General features: G+C 73.6%; 15 protein-coding genes, 1 tRNA gene and 1 pseudogene. 10 read left to right on the top strand and 7 right to left on the bottom strand.

Annotated features, from left to right (window positions below; genetic code table 11):
- Positions 1-64: 64 nt before the first annotated feature.
- The 6 genes from LIX60_RS20415 (at position 65) to LIX60_RS20440 (ending at position 7,310) form a co-directional block, all read left to right on the top strand.
- Positions 65-1,723, top strand: a complete 1,659-nt coding sequence (locus tag LIX60_RS20415) for an acyl-CoA carboxylase subunit beta (protein WP_227959765.1) — start codon at positions 65-67, stop codon at positions 1,721-1,723.
- Positions 1,724-2,038: 315 nt separating this feature from the next.
- The gene (locus LIX60_RS20420; protein WP_227959766.1) at positions 2,039-3,304 is read left to right on the top strand and encodes a beta-ketoacyl synthase; all 1,266 of its coding nucleotides are present in this window, start codon (positions 2,039-2,041) and stop codon (positions 3,302-3,304) included.
- Positions 3,301-4,518, top strand: a complete 1,218-nt coding sequence (locus LIX60_RS20425) for a ketosynthase chain-length factor (RefSeq protein WP_227959767.1) — start codon at positions 3,301-3,303, stop codon at positions 4,516-4,518. The genes LIX60_RS20420 and LIX60_RS20425 overlap by 4 nt, the downstream gene beginning before the upstream one ends.
- 133 nt (positions 4,519-4,651) lie before the next feature.
- Positions 4,652-4,939, top strand: a complete 288-nt coding sequence (locus tag LIX60_RS20430) for an acyl carrier protein (protein ID WP_125626634.1) — start codon at positions 4,652-4,654, stop codon at positions 4,937-4,939.
- A gap of 128 nt (positions 4,940-5,067) precedes the next feature.
- Positions 5,068-7,011 carry an acyltransferase domain-containing protein gene (locus tag LIX60_RS20435; protein ID WP_227959768.1) on the top strand — a complete coding sequence of 648 codons (1,944 nt, stop codon included), beginning with the start codon at positions 5,068-5,070 and terminating at the stop codon, positions 7,009-7,011.
- Between the two features lie 62 nt (positions 7,012-7,073).
- Positions 7,074-7,310 carry a DUF6059 family protein gene (locus tag LIX60_RS20440; protein WP_227959769.1) on the top strand — a complete coding sequence of 79 codons (237 nt, stop codon included), beginning with the start codon at positions 7,074-7,076 and terminating at the stop codon, positions 7,308-7,310.
- A 415-nt stretch (positions 7,311-7,725) separates the two neighbouring features.
- On the opposite strand, the gene LIX60_RS20445 is transcribed toward LIX60_RS20440, so the two are convergent.
- Positions 7,726-8,631: a phosphotransferase gene (locus LIX60_RS20445; RefSeq protein ID WP_227959770.1), complete on the bottom strand. Its 906-nt coding sequence runs from the start codon at positions 8,629-8,631 to the stop codon at positions 7,726-7,728.
- Positions 8,632-8,663: 32 nt separating this feature from the next.
- Complete coding sequence (locus tag LIX60_RS20450) at positions 8,664-9,854, bottom strand: XRE family transcriptional regulator (protein ID WP_227959771.1); 1,191 nt, start codon at positions 9,852-9,854, stop codon at positions 8,664-8,666.
- 475 nt (positions 9,855-10,329) lie between these two features.
- Between LIX60_RS20450 and LIX60_RS20455 the strand changes: the two genes are divergently transcribed.
- A complete protein-coding gene (locus LIX60_RS20455; protein ID WP_227959772.1) occupies positions 10,330-11,139 on the top strand; it encodes a hypothetical protein in 810 nt (269 codons plus the stop codon).
- Here LIX60_RS20455 and LIX60_RS20460 read toward each other — a convergent pair.
- A complete protein-coding gene (locus tag LIX60_RS20460; RefSeq protein ID WP_227959773.1) occupies positions 11,120-11,623 on the bottom strand; it encodes a GNAT family N-acetyltransferase in 504 nt (167 codons plus the stop codon). The two genes, LIX60_RS20455 and LIX60_RS20460, sit on opposite strands and share 20 nt — an antisense overlap.
- A 172-nt stretch (positions 11,624-11,795) precedes the next feature.
- Here LIX60_RS20460 and LIX60_RS20465 point away from each other — a divergent pair, with 172 nt between their 5' ends.
- The 3 genes and pseudogenes from LIX60_RS20465 to LIX60_RS31965 all read left to right on the top strand — a co-directional run.
- Complete coding sequence (locus LIX60_RS20465) at positions 11,796-12,452, top strand: nucleoside/nucleotide kinase family protein (RefSeq protein ID WP_227959774.1); 657 nt, start codon at positions 11,796-11,798, stop codon at positions 12,450-12,452.
- A gap of 376 nt (positions 12,453-12,828) precedes the next feature.
- On the top strand, positions 12,829-13,422 hold the full coding sequence (locus tag LIX60_RS20470) for a lytic polysaccharide monooxygenase (protein WP_227959775.1): 594 nt from the start codon (positions 12,829-12,831) through the stop codon (positions 13,420-13,422).
- A gap of 235 nt (positions 13,423-13,657) precedes the next feature.
- Positions 13,658-13,726, top strand: a pseudogene (locus tag LIX60_RS31965) (DUF397 domain-containing protein); the annotation flags it as partial.
- A gap of 66 nt (positions 13,727-13,792) precedes the next feature.
- On the opposite strand, the gene LIX60_RS20480 reads toward LIX60_RS31965, so the two are convergent.
- The 4 genes from LIX60_RS20480 to LIX60_RS20495 form a co-directional block, all read right to left on the bottom strand.
- On the bottom strand, positions 13,793-15,271 hold the full coding sequence (locus tag LIX60_RS20480) for a PHB depolymerase family esterase (RefSeq protein ID WP_227959776.1): 1,479 nt from the start codon (positions 15,269-15,271) through the stop codon (positions 13,793-13,795).
- A 295-nt stretch (positions 15,272-15,566) separates the two neighbouring features.
- On the bottom strand, positions 15,567-16,997 hold the full coding sequence (locus tag LIX60_RS20485; RefSeq protein ID WP_374117886.1) for a tannase/feruloyl esterase family alpha/beta hydrolase: 1,431 nt from the start codon (positions 16,995-16,997) through the stop codon (positions 15,567-15,569).
- A 573-nt stretch (positions 16,998-17,570) separates the two neighbouring features.
- Positions 17,571-17,644: transfer RNA gene (locus LIX60_RS20490), tRNA-Lys, on the bottom strand.
- 116 nt (positions 17,645-17,760) lie between these two features.
- Positions 17,761-18,516, bottom strand: a complete 756-nt coding sequence (locus LIX60_RS20495) for an IclR family transcriptional regulator (RefSeq protein WP_227959777.1) — start codon at positions 18,514-18,516, stop codon at positions 17,761-17,763.
- Positions 18,517-18,758 lie beyond the last annotated feature (242 nt).

Below are 18,758 nucleotides of genomic sequence, written 5' to 3' on the forward strand. Positions count from 1 at the left end.
GCCCGCCCGCCGACCGCCGCGCCTCCTCCAGCCGGACTCCAGGTGTGCTTCCTACGTTCGGCCGATGACGACCCTTGACGACCACCTCACACCGCCCCCGCCACCCCCCGCACCCCGCGCCCCCGGCCGTCCCGTGCCGCCCGCGGCACCCCCGGCACCCGCGCCTCCCGCGCCCGACCTGCGCCGGGCCGCCGCCGAACTGCGGCGCCTCAAGGAGGAAGTGGGCCGCGGCCCCGACCCCGCCGCCACCCGGCGGCAGCACGCCAGGGGCAAACTGACCGCCCACGAGCGGCTGGACGTCCTCTTCGACGAGGGCACCTTCACCGAGATCGAACCCCTGCGCCGGCACCGTGCGAGCGGCTTCGGCCTGGAGGACCGCAGACCGCACGGCGACGGCGTCGTGGCCGGCTGGGGCCTGGTGCACGGGCGCACCGTCTTCGCCTACGCCCACGACTTCCGGGTCTTCGCCGGCGCGCTCGGCGAGGCCCACGCCGAGAAGGTCCACAAGGTGATGGACCTGGCGCTGTCCGCCGGCGCCCCGCTGGTCGGCCTCAACGACGGCGCGGGCGCCCGGATCCAGGAGGGCGTCACCGCCCTCGCGGGCTACGGCGGGATCTTCCGCCGCAACGCCGCCGCCTCCGGTGTGATCCCGCAGATCAGCGTGATCCTCGGGCCGTGCGCGGGAGGCGCGGCCTACTCGCCGGCGCTGACCGACTTCGTGTTCATGGTGCGGGAGACCGCCCAGATGTTCCTCACCGGACCCGACGTGGTCCACGCGGTGACCGGTGAACGCGTCACCCACGACGAGCTGGGCGGCGCGGACGTGCACGCCCGCGTCTCCGGCGTCGCCGGGTTCGCCTACGACGACGAGACCGAGTGCCTGGAGGACGTGCGCTTCCTGCTGTCCATGCTGCCGTCGAACAACCGCGAACTGCCGCCCGCCGCCCACGGCGACGACACCCCGGACCGGCACACCGGCGCCCTCGCCGAGCTGGTGCCCGCCGACCCCGCGCGGGGGTACGACGTCCGTGCGGTCATCGGGGAGATCGCCGACGACGGCGAGTTCCTGGAGGTGCACGAGGGCTGGGCGCCCAACGTGGTCTGCGGGCTGGCCCGCCTCGACGGGCAGGTGGTCGGCATCGTCGCCAGCCAGCCCGCCGCGCTGGCCGGCGTCCTGGACATCCACGCCTCCGAGAAGGCCGCCCGCCACGTCTCCGTGTGCGACGCCTTCAACATCCCGCTGCTCACCCTCGTCGACGTCCCCGGCTTCCTGCCCGGTGTGGACCAGGAGCACGACGGCGTCATCCGGCACGGCGCCAAACTGCTGTACGCCTACTGCAACGCGACCGTGCCCCGCATCTCGCTGGTGCTGCGGAAGGCCTACGGTGGCGCGTACATCGTCATGGACTCCCGCTCCATCGGCGCCGACCTGTCCTTCGCCTGGCCGGTCAACGAGATCGCCGTGATGGGCGCGGAGGGCGCGGCCGGCGTCGTCTTCCGGCGCGAGATCGCCGCCTCCGACGACCCGGAGGCCACCCGCGCCCGGCTGGTGAAGGAGTACCGGGCCGAGCTGATGCACCCCTACTACGCGGCCGAGCGGGGGCTCGTCGACGACGTCATCGAACCCGGCGAGACGCGGCGGGTGCTGATCCGCTCGCTGGCGATGCTGCGCGGCAAGCACGCCGAACTCCCGGCCCGCAAGCACGGGAACGTGCCGTTGTGAACGGGGTCCCGCACCGGTGTTCCATTCCGGCGCGAGCCGCCGTCGAGGACCCGCCCGAACCATGACGGCACCGGTAGCGGCGGCACGTCACAAGCGGGCGGCCGCCCGGACCGGCGCCGGGGCGGAACCGGCAGGACCCCGGACCGCCCCGGCCGCCGAAGCCGCCTCCACAGGGGCGCACCGCTTCCCCAGGCCCCGGACCGCCTCCGGGAGCGCCGATGCGTCACCGACGAAGGGATCGACAGTGGCCCGCACAGTTCAGTCCGCCGGACGTCCGCACGGACATCCGGCCCGGCCGGAGACGAGGTAACGGCGATGCGCAGAGTCGTCATCACCGGGCTGGGCGCCGTGGCCCCCGGCGGGGTGGGCGTCAAGGAGTACTGGGAGCTGCTCACCGCGGGCCGCTCCGCCACCCGCACCATCTCCTTCTACGACGCCTCCCCGTTCCGCTCCCGGGTCGCCGCCGAGTGCGACTTCGACCCGGCCGCCGCCGGGCTCACCCCGCAGGAGATCCGCCGCCTCGACCGCGCCGCCCAGTTCGCCGTGGTCTCCACCCGCGAGGCGGTCGCCGACAGCGGCCTCGACCCCGGCGCGCTGGACCCCGGCCGGACCGGCACCTCGCTCGGCAGCGCCGTCGGCTGCACCACCAGTCTGGAGCGGGAGTACGTCGTCGTCAGCGACGGCGGCCGGCACTGGAACGTCGACCACACCTACGCGGTGCCCGAGCTCTACCGGCACTTCGTGCCCAGCTCCATGGCCGCCGAGGTGGGCCGCGCCGCCGGGGCCGAGGGCCCCGCCGCCGTGGTCTCCACCGGCTGCACCTCGGGCCTGGACTCCATCGGCCACGCCGTGGAACTGATCCGGGAGGGCACCGCCGACGTCATGATCACCGGCGCGACGGAGGCCCCCATCTCGCCGATCACCTCGGCCTGCTTCGACGCCATCCACGCCACCACCCCGCGCAACGACACCCCCGAGAGCGCCTGCCGCCCGTTCGACCGCACCCGCAGCGGGCTCGTCCTCGGCGAGGGCGCCGCCGTGCTCGTCCTGGAGGAGCTGGAGAGCGCCCGGCGGCGCGGCGCCCACATCTACGCGGAGATCGCCGGCTTCGCCGCCCGCTGCAACGCGTACCACATGACCGGCCTCAAGCCCGACGGCCGGGAGATGTCCGAGGCCATCGACGCCGCCCTGACCGAGGCGCGGATCGACGGCGGCGAGATCGGCTACATCAACGCCCACGGCTCCGGCACCAAGATGAACGACCGCCACGAGACCGGCGCCTTCAAGCGCAGCCTCGGCCACCACGCCTACGAGACGCCGATCAGCTCCATCAAGTCCATGATCGGGCACTCCCTCGGCGCCATCGGCTCCCTGGAGATCGCCGCCTGCGCCCTGGCCATGGAGCACGGCGTGCTGCCGCCCACGGCCAACCTGCACGAACCCGACCCCGAACTCGACCTCGACTACATCCCGCTGACCGCCCGCGAGCAGCGCGCCGACGTGGTCCTCAGCGTCGGCAGCGGCTTCGGCGGCTTCCAGAGCGCCATGGTGCTCGCCCGCCCGGAGAGGAGCGTCGCATGACCGCCACCACGGTGGTGACCGGACTCGGGATCGCCGCCCCCAACGGGCTCGGCACCGACGCCTTCTGGAAGGCCACACTCGCCGGCGAGAGCGGCCTGGCGGAGCTCACCCGCTTCGACGCCTCGCAGTACCCGTCGGGCGTCGCGGGCGAGGTCCCCGGCTACACGGCCGAGGAGCACATCCCCAGCCGGCTGCTGCCGCAGACCGACCACATGACCCGGCTCGCGCTCACCGCCGCCGAGTGGGCCGTCGAGGACGCGGGCGTCCGGCCGGACGAGCTGCCGGAGTACGGCATGGGCGTGGTCACCGCGGCCTCCGGCGGCGCCGTCGAGTTCGGCCAGCGCGAACTGCAGAACCTGTGGAGCCAGGGCAAGGAATACGTCAGCGCGTACCAGTCCTTCGCCTGGTTCTACGCCGTCAACACCGGCCAGATCTCCATCCGGCACAAGATGCGCGGCCCCAGCGGCGTCCTCCTCACCGAGCAGGCGGGCGGGATCGACGCCCTCGGCCAGGCCCGCCGCCACATCCGCAAGGGCGTGCCGCTCGTCGTCTCCGGCGGTGTCGACGCCGCCCTGTGCCCCTGGGGCTGGGTCCCGCAGATCGCCTCCGGGCTGATGAGCACCGAGCTCGACCCCGCCCGCGCCTATCTGCCCTTCGCAGCCGCGGCCCGCGGCTACGTCCCCGGCGAGGGCGGCGCCATCCTCGTCACCGAGGACGCGGAGTCCGCCCGCGAACGCGGCGCCCCGCGGATCTACGGCGAGATCGCCGGCTACGCGGCCACCCTGGACCCGGGCGAGGACCCCGGCTCCTGCCGGCTGGCCCGCGCGGCGCGCAACGCCCTCGCCGACGCCCGTGTCGCGCCCGGCGAGGTGGACGCGGTCTTCGCCGACGCCTCCGGGGTCCCGGCCCTCGACCGGGCCGAGGCACGGGCCCTGGAGGACGTCTTCGGCCCGTACGGCGTGCCCGTCACCGCGCCCAAGAGCATGACCGGACGGCTGCTCGCCGGCGGCGCGGCCCTCGACGCCGCCACCGCGCTGCTGTCCCTGCGCGACGGCGTCATCCCGCCCACCGCCAACGTCACCGAGGCGGACCCGGAGCACCGCCTCGACCTCGTCGCCGGGGACCCGCGGGAGGCGGACCTCCGCACGGTACTGGTCCTCGCCCGCGGCCACGGCGGCTTCAACGCGGCCCTCGTCCTGCGCCGGCCCGCCTGACGGGCGGCCGGGCCAACGCGCCGGACCACCCGCCGGCTCACCCGCCGGACCACCCGCCGGACCGGGCGGATCGCCGCTCTCCGGCTCACGGATCACTCACAGATCACCCGCAGATTCGCAGAGAGGACCCACCATGGCGCCGACCACGGCCACGACCACCACCACGACCGAGGTGACCCTCGCCGACCTCACCCGGATGCTCCGCGAGAGCGCCGGTGAGGAGGAGGGCGTCGACCTCGACGGCGACGTCCTGGACACCACCTTCATCGACCTCGGCTACGACTCGCTCGCGCTGCTCCAGGTCATCGGCCAGATCCAGCGCGAGTACGGACGGGAGATACCGGACGACGCGGTCGTCGACGCGGAGACCCCGCGCGCACTGCTCGAACTGGTCAACGCGGGCCGGGACAACGCCTCCTGACCCCGTATCCCCCCAGCGCCGGCGCGGGAACCCCCGCCCGCGCCGGCCCCCGGCCGCCCCGCCGTCACCCGGCGGGGCGGCCACCCCCCGGCACCCGCCGGACAGCGCGCCGAGAAGGAGGGCATCCGATGCCGCCGCTCACCACCCACACCGCCGTGGTCCGCAGGCTCGTGGTCAGTCCCGGAGCCGCGCCCGCCGCGCCCGCCGGAGACCCCGCCCCCGGCCCGCCCCTCGCGGCGACGGCCGCCGCCGTCTCCGCGGTGCTGCGCGCCTTCGGCAGGCCGCCGGAGTCCTTCCCGGCCCGCACCGTCGTCCACATCGGCGCCGACGCCGCCGCCGTCCCCGTGTCCGCCGCCGACCGCCCGGGGCCCGAGCACGAGGGTTTCCCGGTGCGCGCCTCGGCCTCACCGGGCCGCGCCCTGCGCCGCGCCCGGGACGAACTCCGTTCCGGGGAGACCGACTTCGCGCTTGTCGCGGGCTTCGGGGAGCCCGGGCCCGGCGCCATCACCGTCTACGCGCTGCGGCGCGCCGCCGAGGCCGTGGCCGACGGCGACCCCGTCCTCGGCGTCCTCGACCCCGCCGCCCCCGGCGACGACCCCGACGAGCCGCCCGTGCTGCGGCCCCTCAAGCACGGCGGCCCGCTCGCCGACCCGGACGCACCCCGGCTGCTGCTCTGGTCGGGCCGCGACGAGGCAGACGAGGCCGCCGTACGGGCCGTGCTGCGCCCGCTGCTCGACGGACTCCCGCCCGAGGCGTTCCCCGCCCTGCCGGCCGCCGTGCCCTGCGAACGGGCCCCCGGCCCGGTGCGCGCCTCGGCCGTCACCACCGCCGGGGGAGCCCCCGCCGCCGTCGACGGAGCGAAGGCCGTCACCGCGCACCATCCCCGCCCGGTGGCTCTCCTCTTCCCCGGCCAGGGCTCCCAGCACCTCGGGATGGCGGCCGGGCTCTACGGGCGCGAACCCGTGTTCACCGCCGCCGTCGACGCGGTCCTCGCCCTTTTCGGCGAGGACGGCCCGGCGGTCCGCGCCGACTGGCTGGCCGGTGCCGCCGGAAGGGCACCGGCCGTGGACATCGACGACGTGCGCCGCGCGCAGCCGCTGCTCTTCGCCGTCGACTACGCCCTCGGCCGCATGGTCATCGGCTGGGGCGTGCGCCCCGCCGCCCTCCTCGGCCACAGCGCGGGCGAACTGGTGGCCGCCGTCCTCGCCGGAGTCGTCTCGCTGCCCGACGCGGTCACCATGATGCGCGAGCGGGTGCGGCACGCCGTGCGCATCCCCCCGGGCGGCATGCTCGCGGTCGCGGCCTCCGAGGACACCCTCCGCCCCTACCTGCGCGGTGACGTGGCCGTCGCCGCCGTCAACGCCCGGGCGCAGACGATGCTCGCGGGCCCGGACGAGCCGCTGGCCGAAGTCGCCGCCGCCCTGCGCGCCGACGGCCACACCGTGGTGGCCGTCCCCGCCACCAGCCCGTTCCACTGCCCGGCGATGGCCCCCGCCTCCGACGCCGTCGAGGAGGCGTACCGCGGGATCCGTCTCAACGAGCCCCGGCTTCCCCTGTACTCCGGCTACACGGGCGAGCTGATGACCCCGGAGGAGGCCCGCAGCCCGCGCTTCTGGGCCCGGCAGCTCACCGACACCGTCTGGTTCCGGCCCGCCCTGGACCAGTTGCTCGCCGTGGACGACATGCTGCTCGTCGAGGCCGGGCCCCGGCAGACGCTGACCGCCTTCGCCCGCCGCCACCGCGCCGTACGGCTCGGGGCCTCGGCGGCCCTCCCGCTGCTCCCGGCCCGGCCGGGACCGCCCGCGGCCGACCGCTCCTCCGTTCTGGCCGCCGCCGCGCGGATCTGGCAGGAGGGCCACGCCCTCGACCCGGAGGCCCTGTCCCGCCTGTGGACCTGGCAGGCGGCCCCGTACGCCTCGGACGCGCTGGACTCCCCGGAGGGGCCGGACACCTCGGACATCGCGGACGCCCGGGACGCCAACGGCACCCCGGACGCCCGGCCCGGAGCCCGGCCGCAGCCCGCCCCGGCGGCGGGGATCTCCGTGCCCACCGCTTCCGCACCCGGAACATGAGAACCGGGCGGAGGAGGGCCGCGCGGAGGATCGGCCACGCCCTGCGCCGGGCGGCGTCCGCGGTGACCGACGCGGTGATCGGCGCCGGCTGCCTGTGGATGCCGCCGCTGCCGCCACCGGAGGCGGACCGGCGCCATCCGGCAACGGAGACGAGGCAGCCGGCCGCGGGACCGCTGCGGGCAGGCCCGCCGGCCGCCCACCCGGAACGCCTCCGCCCGGACCTCCCACTGACGGCCACCGAACGCGCCCTGGCCCGCCAACTGGCGCCCGGCACCGGCCCGTCGGGCGGCACCCCGTAGCCCGTACCGGCCGCATCCCGGCCGGTGGCCTTCCGGGTCCCGGCCGGAGCGGGCGGCCGGAGCTGAGCCGGGAGGCGGGGCGACGACCGCGAGCACGCGACGGAGCCACCCGGGCGCGGCAGCGGAGAACGTACGACGCCAGGGCCGCGAAAGAACCGGGAAGCGGAGCCCGAGACCGGGGGACACGGCGGAAGAAGGCTCCGAAACACGGGTTCGCCCGGCCCGTCGCCCCCAGCGGCGCCGGACCGGGCACCTCACCCTGCTGAGCGGGTGCCCCCGTTCATCCGATGTAGACCTACCGGATTCGGTGCTTCCCTCCCCGGGCCACTGGAACAGGGATTGCCCGAAGCCGCCGGTGCCGGCGGCCCTCCACGGGCACCTCAGCGGCCCTCGACCGTCCGGACGACTGCACCTCTCACAGGATGTTCCACGGGAGGCTGGTGTCCCCCGCGATCAGGCCCTCGATGCGACGTATGACCTCGGGACGGCTTGCGGGCGCGTGCGCGATCTTCCGGGCGTTCGTAGTGATCATGCGGAGTTCGCGCAGGTCGCGGAGTGTCGAATACCCGTCCCACCCTGTGACGTCGTAGCCGTACGCATTGGCGAAGTCGCGGTAGTGCCCAGCCCCGTAGCCGAAGCGCCTGCAGTGGATCTCGATGGTGACGAGGTCCCATTCCCGGTGCCCCCAGGCGACCGTGTCCCAGTCGCACAGGACGGCGCCGTTGCCATGGTGCAGGGCGTTGCGGTGCTGCGGGTCCCCTTGGATGGCGGCCTTGGGGTACAGGAACTGCACTCCGGAGAGCTCTTCCGCGAGCTTGTCCACTCGTGCGGACAGAGCGTCGATGAGCGGGGCGGGCAGGCTCGTGATCCGGGCGATCGAAGACTTGATGGCGGTGACGTTGTCCCGTTCGAGAAGCTCGACCGGCGGGGTGCCGAGGTTGTGCAGCGCGTGCAGCGGAGCCGCGAGCTGTTCCGCCCGGACGGGGTGCGGCGGCTGGGGCAGGTAGGTCCAGAAGGTGACAGCGTGGCCGTCCACGACCACGGGTTGCTCGGACGCGATCGGGTGAAGCGGGGCCGTCGGGAAGTCCTGTTGCATCAGCCATCGCACGAAGCGCACTGTCCGGAGGGCGTCGGTCCGTGGGCTGCCACGTCGGGCGATCTTCACCACGACCGGTTCTCCGGCGAGGAGAACCACCGCGTTGGTGTGTCCGCGCAGCACACGGGCGTGGACGGCGTCGAGGCCGGCGACGGCGCACGCGCGCCGCAGCACCTCGTCCATGTGCGGTGGTTGGAAGCCGCCGATGGTGTTGACCGATGTCATGGAGTCAGGCTGAAGGACGACCAACGGTTCTGTCACAGGTGGCTGCCGGGGAGTTGGAGCAGTTCGCCCAGTTCCCGCGCCGCCGCGATCCGCCGGCTGGTACCCGGGAGCCGGTCGATCACGTGCCGTGCGCGTGCGCCGAGAATGGCGGTGCGGTGCTCCTCCGGTACCTGGAGGTACGCCGCTGTGGCGAGCTGGCACGCCTCGGTGGCGCTCCGGTCGTGCGCGAGGCAGATCGCGGCTTCCAGGCGCAGCAGTGCCGGGTCGATGCCGGTGCGGGCCGGGTAGAGGGACAGCGCCTCTTCCTGGACTTTTCGGGCTTCCGCCACCTGCCCCAACGCGGTGAACGTGCCGCTGAGGTAGAGCAGGAACCGGCGCAGCGGAAAGGCGAAGGCGTCGTCGTCGCTCCGTGGAGCGAGATGGTCGAAGACGCCACGGGCGTCCTTGACTCGGGCGGCGGCCTCGCTGCGGTTCCCCTGCAGTGCGAGCGCGCGCGCCTCCGCAGCGACCGCGAAGGCGGCGGTGGGAGAGGGCTTGCCGCGCGACATGATGCGAGCCTCCCGGGTCAGAGTGACAGCCGAATGCACAGGGCCGTAGTAGTAGCCGAGCATGGCCGCCTGGGCACGCACCCGGGCCCGCAGCTCCGCGTTGCCGCTCTCATCGGAAGCGTGCCGGGCGGTGGCGTACCAGGCGCGTGCGTCATCGATGGCGCCGAGCTTCATCAGGGCGTCCGCGACCAGTGTGGACGCCACGGCGGTGATCTCCGTGAGCCGCACCGTCACCGAGGTCGGCTGCCGGTCCTCCAGGAGCTCCCTGACCTCCCCCAGGATCCGGAGCAGCTTGTTCACCATCCGGGCGGGCGGCGTGAAGACGTACTCGTACCGGACCAGCAGAAGCTGCTCATCCAGCAGATCCATCTGGCCGGGGGCGACGGTACCCGCTGCCAAGGCGCGGTCGACGGAACGCCGGGTGGCGTCGATGTCGTGGAAGAAGGGCTCGCGCTCCACCGCGGTCCCGGAGAAGGACGAACGTGTCCGCGCCATTCGCCGCTGGGGGTGTGCGTCGTCATCAGCCACGCCGTCGGCGTGCCCGAGCCCGAGCTCGTAGGGCGTCGCCTCGTAGTAGCGGCACAGCAACGCGACGGCCCCGGCACGGGGTGTGCGGGCGCCGGTTTCCCAGAGCCGTAACTGGTCTTCGTCCGCCTTCGGGCCGACCGGACTCATCCGGAGGGCGAGCTCCCGGAGTTCTGTGCCTGCTTGACTCAGCGTGAGGCCCCGGGCGAGACGGTTCGCACGAAGCCCGGACAGACCGCAGTGGTCACGGATGCCTTGGGCAATCTCGTGAACCGTCCATCCCTCCTCGGCCGCTCGCTCCCGCATGGCTCGTGCGCATCCGACACCATGCCGGCCCGTCGTCCGACCCACATCCGTCTCCCTCCGCAGCGGTGTTCACTCCAGTAAGCACCTCCGTTCCCGGGTATCCGACGCTTTCCGTCGGCCTTTCAGCCGGACGAGGCAACACCCGTCGCATAACCGTCGGTTCCGGTATCCGCGTCGGTTGAGTCACGACCCCCTGCCGCGGAAGCTACCGGCCACGTTGAGTCGCGGATCCAGCACGCGACCCCCGACGAACGGACACTTCGATGGCACAGCTGATCGACCGAACCGCAACCCGCACCGTGCCGCCGATGCGCAGCCGGTGCAGGGTGACGACGACTGGAGCAGTCGCGTGATGCGGACCTTCAAGGGCCTGGTCCCGTACATCACCGCCCGAGAAGACGAGGAGCCCGCACCTCTCATCGCGCTGCGCGCCCGGTTCGGGCCCGGGGGGCGGTCGTTGCTCGGCTACTGGGATGAAGTGCCCGAGGACCGTGACACTCGCGGCGTCCTCTGGAGCCGCTGTTCACAGTCGATCGGGCACGACCGGATGCCGGTGGGCCGTCCCCGGTGGCGGATGGTGCACCCGGCCCGGCAGCGCGAGACCATGCTCAGACTCCGCTGCCAGGTGTGCGCCGGGCCGGCCCGGACGCCCGACGGCCGCTATCTGTTTCTGGAGAGCGGAAGGCTGGAGGCGTCGACGCGTCTCGTCTGGACCGCGCAACCACCGGTGTGTGCCGATCACGCTCGCGCGGCGGCTGAGGTGTGCCCCCACTTGAGCCGCAGCGGGCATGTGGCCCTGTTGGTCCGGGCGGCGCCGCTCTTCGGGGTCATCGGCACGCCGTATCAGTGGACTTCCACGGGCATGCGCGCGCTTCCCGCCGACGACGTGCCGGTGCCGTACGGGCACCCGAACCTGGGATGGTTCCTCGCCTCCCAGCTCGTACGCGAGCTGCGGGACGTGGAAACCGTCGGCCTTGACCACCCGATGCTGACCTCCCGCACCAAGCTCGACACCGAGCCGGCCACCACTGTCGCCAAGCCGCCCACACCCCCACCGCCCGAGCACACTCGACCACGCGAGGGCGGAGCCAAGGGGACGCGGCCCCGTGTTACGGCAACGAGCGGGTGAGCCAGACCACTTCACCGTTGTCCTCCGTGGAGACGTGGTCCCGCTCGAATCCGAGCTTCTCCAGGACGCGGAGCGACGGGGTGTTCCACGTGCCGACGGTCGACCAGAGCCGTTTCCGCCCGGTCGCGGCAGCGGCGTCGAGCACCGCGCGCGCCGCCTCTGTGGCGTAGCCCCGTCCGTGCGCGCGCTGGAACAACTCGTAGGCGATCTCGGGCTCCTCCAGGGTGGAGCGGCCGGTGATCAGCCCGCAGTAGCCGATGAAGTCGCCCTCGTCGCGGCGCTGGACGGGGAGCAGCGCGATGCCCGTTGCCGCCGTTTCGGTGAGCAGCTTCGCGATGGCCGTCCGGATGTGCTCGACCGTGGGCGTCCCGTCGCCGCGCTCGGACAGGAGGGCGCAGAACTCTGCGGCGTCCGACTCGGCCCACGGCCGCAGTATCAGCCGCTCGGTCTCAAGATGGAACGGCATCGTCTCGTAGGCAGGCATGGGGACCACGGTGCCCCACGGGTCAGTACGAGGCACAGCCGGAGTGCCGGGGGAGCCCAGCGGGACGACGGGGCGGCCGGCCCGGGCCGGCCGGGCGGTCCCGCGCCCCGGCGGTCGCCGGACTGCCACAAGCGCCTCCTCCGCCTCGGCACGCAGGACGTAGCCTGCCGGTATGGACATCGCGGAGCTGGCGGACGAGGCGTGGGCCCTGGCCGACGGTGGGCGCGCGCGGACCGTGCTCGGGATCGCGGGGCCGCCGGGAGCCGGCAAGTCCACCCTCGCCACGGCGCTGGTCGACCGGATCGAACGGCGGCACGGTGCGGCGGTGGCCGGCTATCTGCCGCTGGACGGCTTCCACCTCTCCAACCGCCAGCTCGAACGCCTCGGACTCACCGCCCGCAAGGGCTCCGCGCCCAGCTTCGACGTCTGGGGTTACGAGGCCCTGCTCCGCCGCGTCCACGAGGACACCGGCCGGGACATCTACGTACCGGACTACGACCGCACCCTCCACGAGCCCGTCGCGGCCCGCCATCTGCTGCGTCCGGACACGCGGTTGGTGGTCACCGAGGGGAACTACCTCGCCTGCGTGGCGCCGGGGTGGTCGGAGGCGCGCCGGCTGATGGCGGAGGTCTGGTACGTCGAGACGCCCGACGCCGTACGGGACGCGCGTCTGGTCGAGCGGCAGCTCGCGGGCGGCCGGGACGCGGCCGGGGCCCGCGCCTGGGTGGACGGCAACGACCACCCCAACGGCGAGTGGGTCAAGGAATCCCGGGCCCAGTGCGACCGGATCATCCCGGAACTCGACCTGACCGGCACCGGCCGGGACTGACAGCAGCCGCCGCGGCCGGGAGAGCGGAAGTCCCCGGCCACCACGGCATCCTCCGGCGACCGGCGACCGGCGACCGGCGACCGGCGACCGGCGACCGGCGACCGGCGACCGGCGACCGGCGACCGGCGCGTGCGCGCCGCCTGTGCCCCCATTCCATCCCGCCTCACAGCGGTCTGCAACAACCCCTGATATTGGTCTAGACATCATCAACGGCCGCCACTACTCTCCCAGTTGGTCTAGACCGCCACCCCGGGGCTGCTCCCCACCCACTCCCCACCCCACCCCCCGCAGCCCCCGCTCCTCACCCGAGCCGAAAGAGCCGGGCCCGTGCCGACCCTGCGGGCCCGGGCCACCCCCACGTCTTCTGGAGCGACTCATGCGCAGAAAGATCTCCACCACCCTGCTCGGCCTCGGCATCGCCGGCGTCTCCCTCTTCGCCACCACCGGCAGTGCCCAGAGCCACGGCTACACCGACTCCCCGATCAGCCGGCAGGCGCTCTGCGCCAACGGCACCGTGCAGAACTGCGGCGGCATCCAGTGGGAGCCGCAGAGCGTCGAGGGCCCCAAGGGCTTCCCGGCCGCCGGCCCCGCCGACGGCGCCATCTGCTCCGGCGGCAACAGCCGGTTCGCGGCACTGGACGACCCGCGCGGCGGCCAGTGGCCGGCCACCGACGTCCGGTCCGGGGAGAGCCGCACCTTCACCTGGCGGCTCACCGCCCGGCACTCCACCACGGACTTCCGGTACTTCATCACCCGGAACGGCTGGAACCCCTCCCAGCCGATCACCCGGTCCGCGCTGGAGTCCCAGCCGTTCCTGACCGTCCCCTACAACGGCCGTCAGCCGGACGCCACGGTGACCCACCAGGGCACCATGCCGGGCGGTAAGTCCGGCCGGCACGTGATCGTCGCCGTCTGGGACGTCGCGGACACCGGCAACGCCTTCTACGCCTGCTCCGACGTGCGGTTCTAGACCTTCCGGACCGCACCTCCGGACCGACCGTCAACGCCACCGCCCGCGAGTGGGAGCATCAGTTGCCGGTTCGTCCGGAGCCTCGGGCAGTACCTCGCCCGCCCCGGGGGCACCAGGCCCTCGGGGCGGGCGACGCCCGTCAACTCGGTCTCCTCGTCGGGAGACACGTAGCGGTGCCCGTCCCGTCCACCACCGAACCGAGCAGGATCTCTTCCGGGACGCCGGTGAACAGCCGGTGCGGGACGGCAGGGTTCCGTTCGGTCCGGTGCTCGTCTTCCCGTCGGGCGGCTGGACTTCGTTCGTAACGGCGGTCAAGGACGGACGCCGACCGCCTGAACCGGGACCCCGGCCCTCGTGCCCCGGCCCCGGGTCAGGGGGAGGGGCAGCCGGAGTCGGCGATCACGAAGTGGCCCGGGGAGGTCTCCTCAAGGGTGTGGGTGACGAAGACGTTGTACAGGCCCATGTTCTGGCCGGAGCCGTTGGCGTAGACGGTCCCGAGGGCCTGGTGCGCCCGTCCGGCGGCCACCTGCTGGTAGTTGTTGTCGGTGAAGCACCGGTGGGCCGAGCCGGCCGTCGTGGCCCGGACGGCGGCCGTGGCCGGGCCGGCGCGGCCCTGGTCGTCGACCGCTGCGACGGTGTAGGCGTAGGTGGTGCCGGGGGACAGCCCCGTGTCGGTGAAGGACGGCGCGGAGGGTGAGCCCTTCTGGGCGCCGTCGCGGTATACGCGGTAGGCAGCGGCGCCGTCCACCGCCTCCCACGACAGCGACACCGTCGTCTCGGTGGTGGCCGTGACGGCCGGCCCGGCGGGCGCGGGCAGCTCGCTGCCGCCCTGAGAGCTGTCCAGCCCCCAGAAGCGGCCGATCCGGTAGGAGGCACAGATCCCCATGTCGGGGAAGTACTGCCCCGCGATGCCGCACTGGGTGGCTCCGCCGCCGGGGTCCGCCGGCTGGCCGTGCTGCATGCCGGTGATGGAGTACGACTCGACGGCGGCGTCTCCCGAGGCGTTCTCGTACACCTGGTGCGGGTAGCCGTCGACGGTGTCGCTGATGTCGGCGACCGTGTCGGTGCCGTGGACGTTCGTCCACTGCTCGACGAGTTCGGTCAGGTTCACCGGCTTGACGGTGCTGTCGTTCGTCCCGTGCCACAGCGACATCACCGGCCGGGGGCCGTCGTAGGAGGGATGCGCGGCACGGACCTTGTCGCCCCACTGCCGCGGGCCGAGGTCGCTGCCCGGGTTCATGCAGGACAGGCCGGCGACGACGGTGCGTGCGCAGTCGTACGGGAGGCCCGCGACGACCGCGGCGCCCGCGAAGACATCCGGGTAGGCCGCGGCCATGACCGAGGTCATCGCCCCGCCCGCGGACAGTCCCGTGACGTACACGCGCGCGGTGTCGGAGCCGAGATCGGCCGCCGTCCGGTCGGCCATCTGCTTGACGGAGAGGGCCTCGCCGGAGCCGCGTGCCATGTCGGAGGGCTCGAACCAGTTGAAGCACGAGTTCATGTTGTTGGCGGACTTCTGTTCCGGCAGGACCAGGGCGAATCCCCATGCGTCGGCCCATCTGGTCCAGCCGGTCTCGTCGTCGAAGCCGGACGCGGACTGGGTGCACCCGTGCAGCGCGACGACGACGGGGCGGCCCGTCGGCAGGCCGTCGGGTACGTACCGGAACATGCGCAGGTTGCCGGGGTTGGAGCCGAAGCCGGTGACTTCCTGCAGGCCCGCCGCTTGGGCCGGGGCGGCGGTGAGACCGCCCAGGACGAGGGCGGCCAGGGACAGGACGAGCGTGAGGGTACGGGCGGTGCGCGTCCGGGCTCCGCGAGCCCGGTGCCGCTCGGGCGGGAAGGGGTGCATCGTGCCTCCTGGCCGGAGCCGGTGAACGAAACGGGGGGAGCCGGAGGTTCGGCAGGCTCTGCGAACGGCCCTGTCCCGCCTCCGGGTTACCCGACGTTACGGGCGCCCGCGCAGGGGCGGTATGGCGATGCGGTCCACCCTGTGCGGGGCAGGACCGTGGCCCGCACCCGTTGCCGGCGAACGGCGCCCCCTGGCACAGCGAGCCGCCCCACAGGCCGGCCGGTGGGGCGGCGTTGTGGGGCGGCGTTGTGGTGCGGCGGGTGCGGCGGTGCGTGCGGCGGGCGGACGGGCGCGGTCAGTGCAGCGAGCACGTGTTGACGAGATCCCCCGTGGCGGGGCGCGGAACCGTCCCGCTCGCCGGCGGCGCTTCGCGGCGCTCGACCCAGTCGGTCAGGACCTCGAACGCGGCGCGGTAACAGGGCAGTACGGGGCGGAGCCGGTCGGGGTGGCTGTCGTACAGGCCGTCGATGTGCGTGCCGCCCTGGACGCTGTACGAGCGGTGCAGCCGGCCGCGGTGACGGTCGGCGATCATCTTCGTGTACACCTCGGAGTCGGTGGCGACGGGCAGCAGCGCGTCCAGGTCTCCTTGCACGGTGATCATCGGTTTGCCGATCTTCCCGGTGAGGGAGACCCGCTGGACCGCCCGCCTGACCGAATCCGGGCGGGAGGCGTAGTCGTAGGCGGCGTCCGAGGCGCACGGTGCGAGGATCTCCGTCACCGTCGTGCCCGCCGTCGGACCGGGGCAGGAGGGGTCGTAGGCCGGGTCGAACTCGGCGCGGTACACCTTCTGCGTGAGGCCGTAGTAGACCTGCTCGTGGTACGGCCACAGGAACTCGGTGCCGGCGGTGAACCCGGCGTCCAGCATGTCCTGGTCGGATGCGCGGCCCAGGGAGTGGGCGACACCGGTGGGCAGATAGGTGAAGAGGTTGGGGCCGTCGGGCGTCCAGAGCGCGCCTTCCCAGTCCAGCCCGGCGTCGTACAGCCCGGGGTGGTTTTCGAGCTGCCAGCGGGTCAGGTAGCCGCCGTTGGAGATGCCCGTCATGTAGGTGCGCCGCGGGGCGCGGCCGTATGCCTGTTTCACCACCGTGCGTGCGGCGCGGGTCAGTTCGGTGGTGCGGTCGTTCCACTCGGCCACCGCGTCGCCGGGGCGGACACCGTCGGTGTAGAAGTCGGGGCCGCTGTTGCCCTTGTCGGTGGACGCGAAGGCGTATCCCCGGTCGATGACCCAGTCCGAGATCAGGGGGTCCAGGGAGTACTGCTTGCGGAGCCCGGGGGCACCGGTGACGACGAGTCCGCCGTTCCAGCGCTCGGGGAGGCGGATGACGAACTGGGCGTCGTGGTCCCAGCCGTGCGTGGTGTTCAGACGGGACGTGTCGGGGAAGTAGCCGTCGATCTGGAGGCCGGCCACGCCGGACGGGTTCCTTGTCCCCTGGGCTGTCAGTGACGACCAGTCGGCGGAATCGGTGTAGCGGGTCCCGGCGAGAGCGGCCGTGGTCATGTCGGGCAGGCAGGCGTGCGTCTGGAACTCCGCACCGGGCACGGCGATCCTGTCACCGTGCCGGCACGGGTCCGGTGCGCCGTTCGGCACCTCGGCGGCAGCGCCGTCCACGGTGCCGAGCGCCAGCAGGGCCGCGGCGAACAGGGCGGCGGCCGTCCGCACTCTTCGCGGACTCCGCCTTCGCGCGCCTGCCGGGCTTCCGGGGCGCGGGACATCTGTGCCCGGCATGGTGATCCTCCTCGTTGACGAGTGGGCGGGGGATGGGATGGGGGCGGTGCCCGGCGGTTCAGCCGGCGCGGCGGACGCGCGGTCCCTGCTCACCGGACGTGCCGGCGTCCGTCCGCGGGATCGCGTCCAGGTCCTCGGCCTGGCCCGGGAAGCCCGCGACGTTGGGTCACCATCGCCATGCCGCACATCGTCAGCGGCCGTCGGCGGTACGGGAAATGGGGCGGATCCACACCGCTCCGGCCCCGCACATGGAGGACCCGCCCACAGTGGGCCGGCAGGAGCGGTCTCCGTGCGCCGGGCGGAGGCTGCCGCCACCCGGCGCACGCGGCTTGTGGAGGTTCACTCCACGGCCGCCTCTTCCCGCTCCACCGTGACCGGCGGCAACGTGATCTCCGCCGTTGTCCCGCCCGGAGCCGGTTCGGTGCTGGTAACCGTGACCCCACCTGAGGGCACCGGCAACGGACACAAGTTCCGGACCGCCCCGGGCCACCGGCGCCCGGCCGCGCGGCGCGCAGGCGCCCAAGAGACGCGAGGGCCCCTCCGCCGGAACGGAGGGGCCTCTCGTATCGCGCGTGCGCCGCCAGGGACTCGAACCCCGGACCCGCTGATTAAGAGTCAGCTGCTCTAACCAACTGAGCTAGCGGCGCGTGCTGACGCCCGGCCATCCTACCGGGTCCGCCGGGGTGCTCCCGGCCGGGTCCCGCCCGGTCATCCGCCCGGGTTCCAGGCCCGGTCTCCGGCCCCCGGGGCCCCGCCGCCGTCCTCAGAAGGTGAGGGACAGCGCCAGCGGCGCCGCCCTGCGGTTGAGCGTCTCGGCCGCCTGGCGCAGCCGGTGGGCGCGCTCGATCGGCAGCGAGAGCGCCAGACAGCCGACGGTCTTGCCGGCGGCGATGGGCACCGCGGCGCAGACCGTGCCCACGGCGTACTCCTGGAGGTCGAGCACGGGAACGGTGGACGGCTGGTGGTCCAGTCTGCTGAAGAGGACCTTCTCGTCGGTGATGGTCCGCGAGGTGAAGCGGGCCGTCTTGTGCCGGGCGAGGTGGTCCTGGCGGCCGTTGTGGTCGAGCTGGGTCAGCAGGCACTTGCCGACCGCGCTGGCGTGCGCCGCCGAGCGGAAGTCCACCCACTCGTTGACCTTGGGGGTGTCCGGCCCGTGGGCGCACTGGGTGATCCGCACCTCGCCGTCGACGTAGCGGCTCAGATAGACCGCGGCGCCCAGGGTGTCGCGCAGCTCCTCCAGATGACGCTGGAGTTTGTCGGCGAGGGCCTTCTCCCGGGCGGCGGAGCCGAGCAGCAGCAGCGTCCGGCCGACGGCGAACACGCCGTCCGCGGCCTCGTCCACATAGCCCTCGCGGCGCAGCATCCGCAGCATGGGCGTGAGCCGCTCCATCGGCAGGTCGGTCTCCCGCGACAGCTCTTCCCCGGTGACGCCGCCGTGGTGGCGGGCGACGCTCTCCAGAACGCGCAGGGCGTGCTGGACCGCGTGGAAGGGAGCGGTCGGCTCGGGCTGCTGCGCCACGGTGTCCCCCTACAGGTGTGACCGTTTGCATCGTCGCCGCGCTCCTGGTTACGGGGAAGTCCGCCCCGGCGGGGCCGTCCTCCGCCGCGGCCACGGGCCGGGCTGCCCCCACGATAGCGGCCAAGAGGCCGCCCGGGTGGCCGAGTTGTGCACACCGGTGGCGCATTTCCCCGTTGCCGGGGAAGTGCGCCACCGTGGCATATGCCGTGGTCACGGACCGGGTGCGGAAGGCTCGGACGGCC

The organism is Streptomyces sp. S07_1.15 (genome assembly GCF_020739505.1).
GTDB lineage: Bacteria > Actinomycetota > Actinomycetes > Streptomycetales > Streptomycetaceae > Streptomyces > Streptomyces xinghaiensis.

Coding starts and splice junctions, on each gene's coding strand:
- LIX60_RS20415 (WP_227959765.1), top strand. CDS start 65: ATGACGACCCTTGACGACCACCTCACACCGCCCCCGCCACCCCCCGCA.
- LIX60_RS20420 (WP_227959766.1), top strand. CDS start 2,039: ATGCGCAGAGTCGTCATCACCGGGCTGGGCGCCGTGGCCCCCGGCGGG.
- LIX60_RS20425 (WP_227959767.1), top strand. CDS start 3,301: ATGACCGCCACCACGGTGGTGACCGGACTCGGGATCGCCGCCCCCAAC.
- LIX60_RS20430 (WP_125626634.1), top strand. CDS start 4,652: ATGGCGCCGACCACGGCCACGACCACCACCACGACCGAGGTGACCCTC.
- LIX60_RS20435 (WP_227959768.1), top strand. CDS start 5,068: ATGCCGCCGCTCACCACCCACACCGCCGTGGTCCGCAGGCTCGTGGTC.
- LIX60_RS20445 (WP_227959770.1), bottom strand. CDS start 8,631: ATGACATCGGTCAACACCATCGGCGGCTTCCAACCACCGCACATGGAC.
- LIX60_RS20450 (WP_227959771.1), bottom strand. CDS start 9,854: ATGAGTCCGGTCGGCCCGAAGGCGGACGAAGACCAGTTACGGCTCTGG.
- LIX60_RS20460 (WP_227959773.1), bottom strand. CDS start 11,623: ATGCCTGCCTACGAGACGATGCCGTTCCATCTTGAGACCGAGCGGCTG.
- LIX60_RS20465 (WP_227959774.1), top strand. CDS start 11,796: ATGGACATCGCGGAGCTGGCGGACGAGGCGTGGGCCCTGGCCGACGGT.
- LIX60_RS20470 (WP_227959775.1), top strand. CDS start 12,829: ATGCGCAGAAAGATCTCCACCACCCTGCTCGGCCTCGGCATCGCCGGC.
- LIX60_RS20480 (WP_227959776.1), bottom strand. CDS start 15,271: ATGCACCCCTTCCCGCCCGAGCGGCACCGGGCTCGCGGAGCCCGGACG.
- LIX60_RS20485 (WP_374117886.1), bottom strand. CDS start 16,997: ATGCCGGGCACAGATGTCCCGCGCCCCGGAAGCCCGGCAGGCGCGCGA.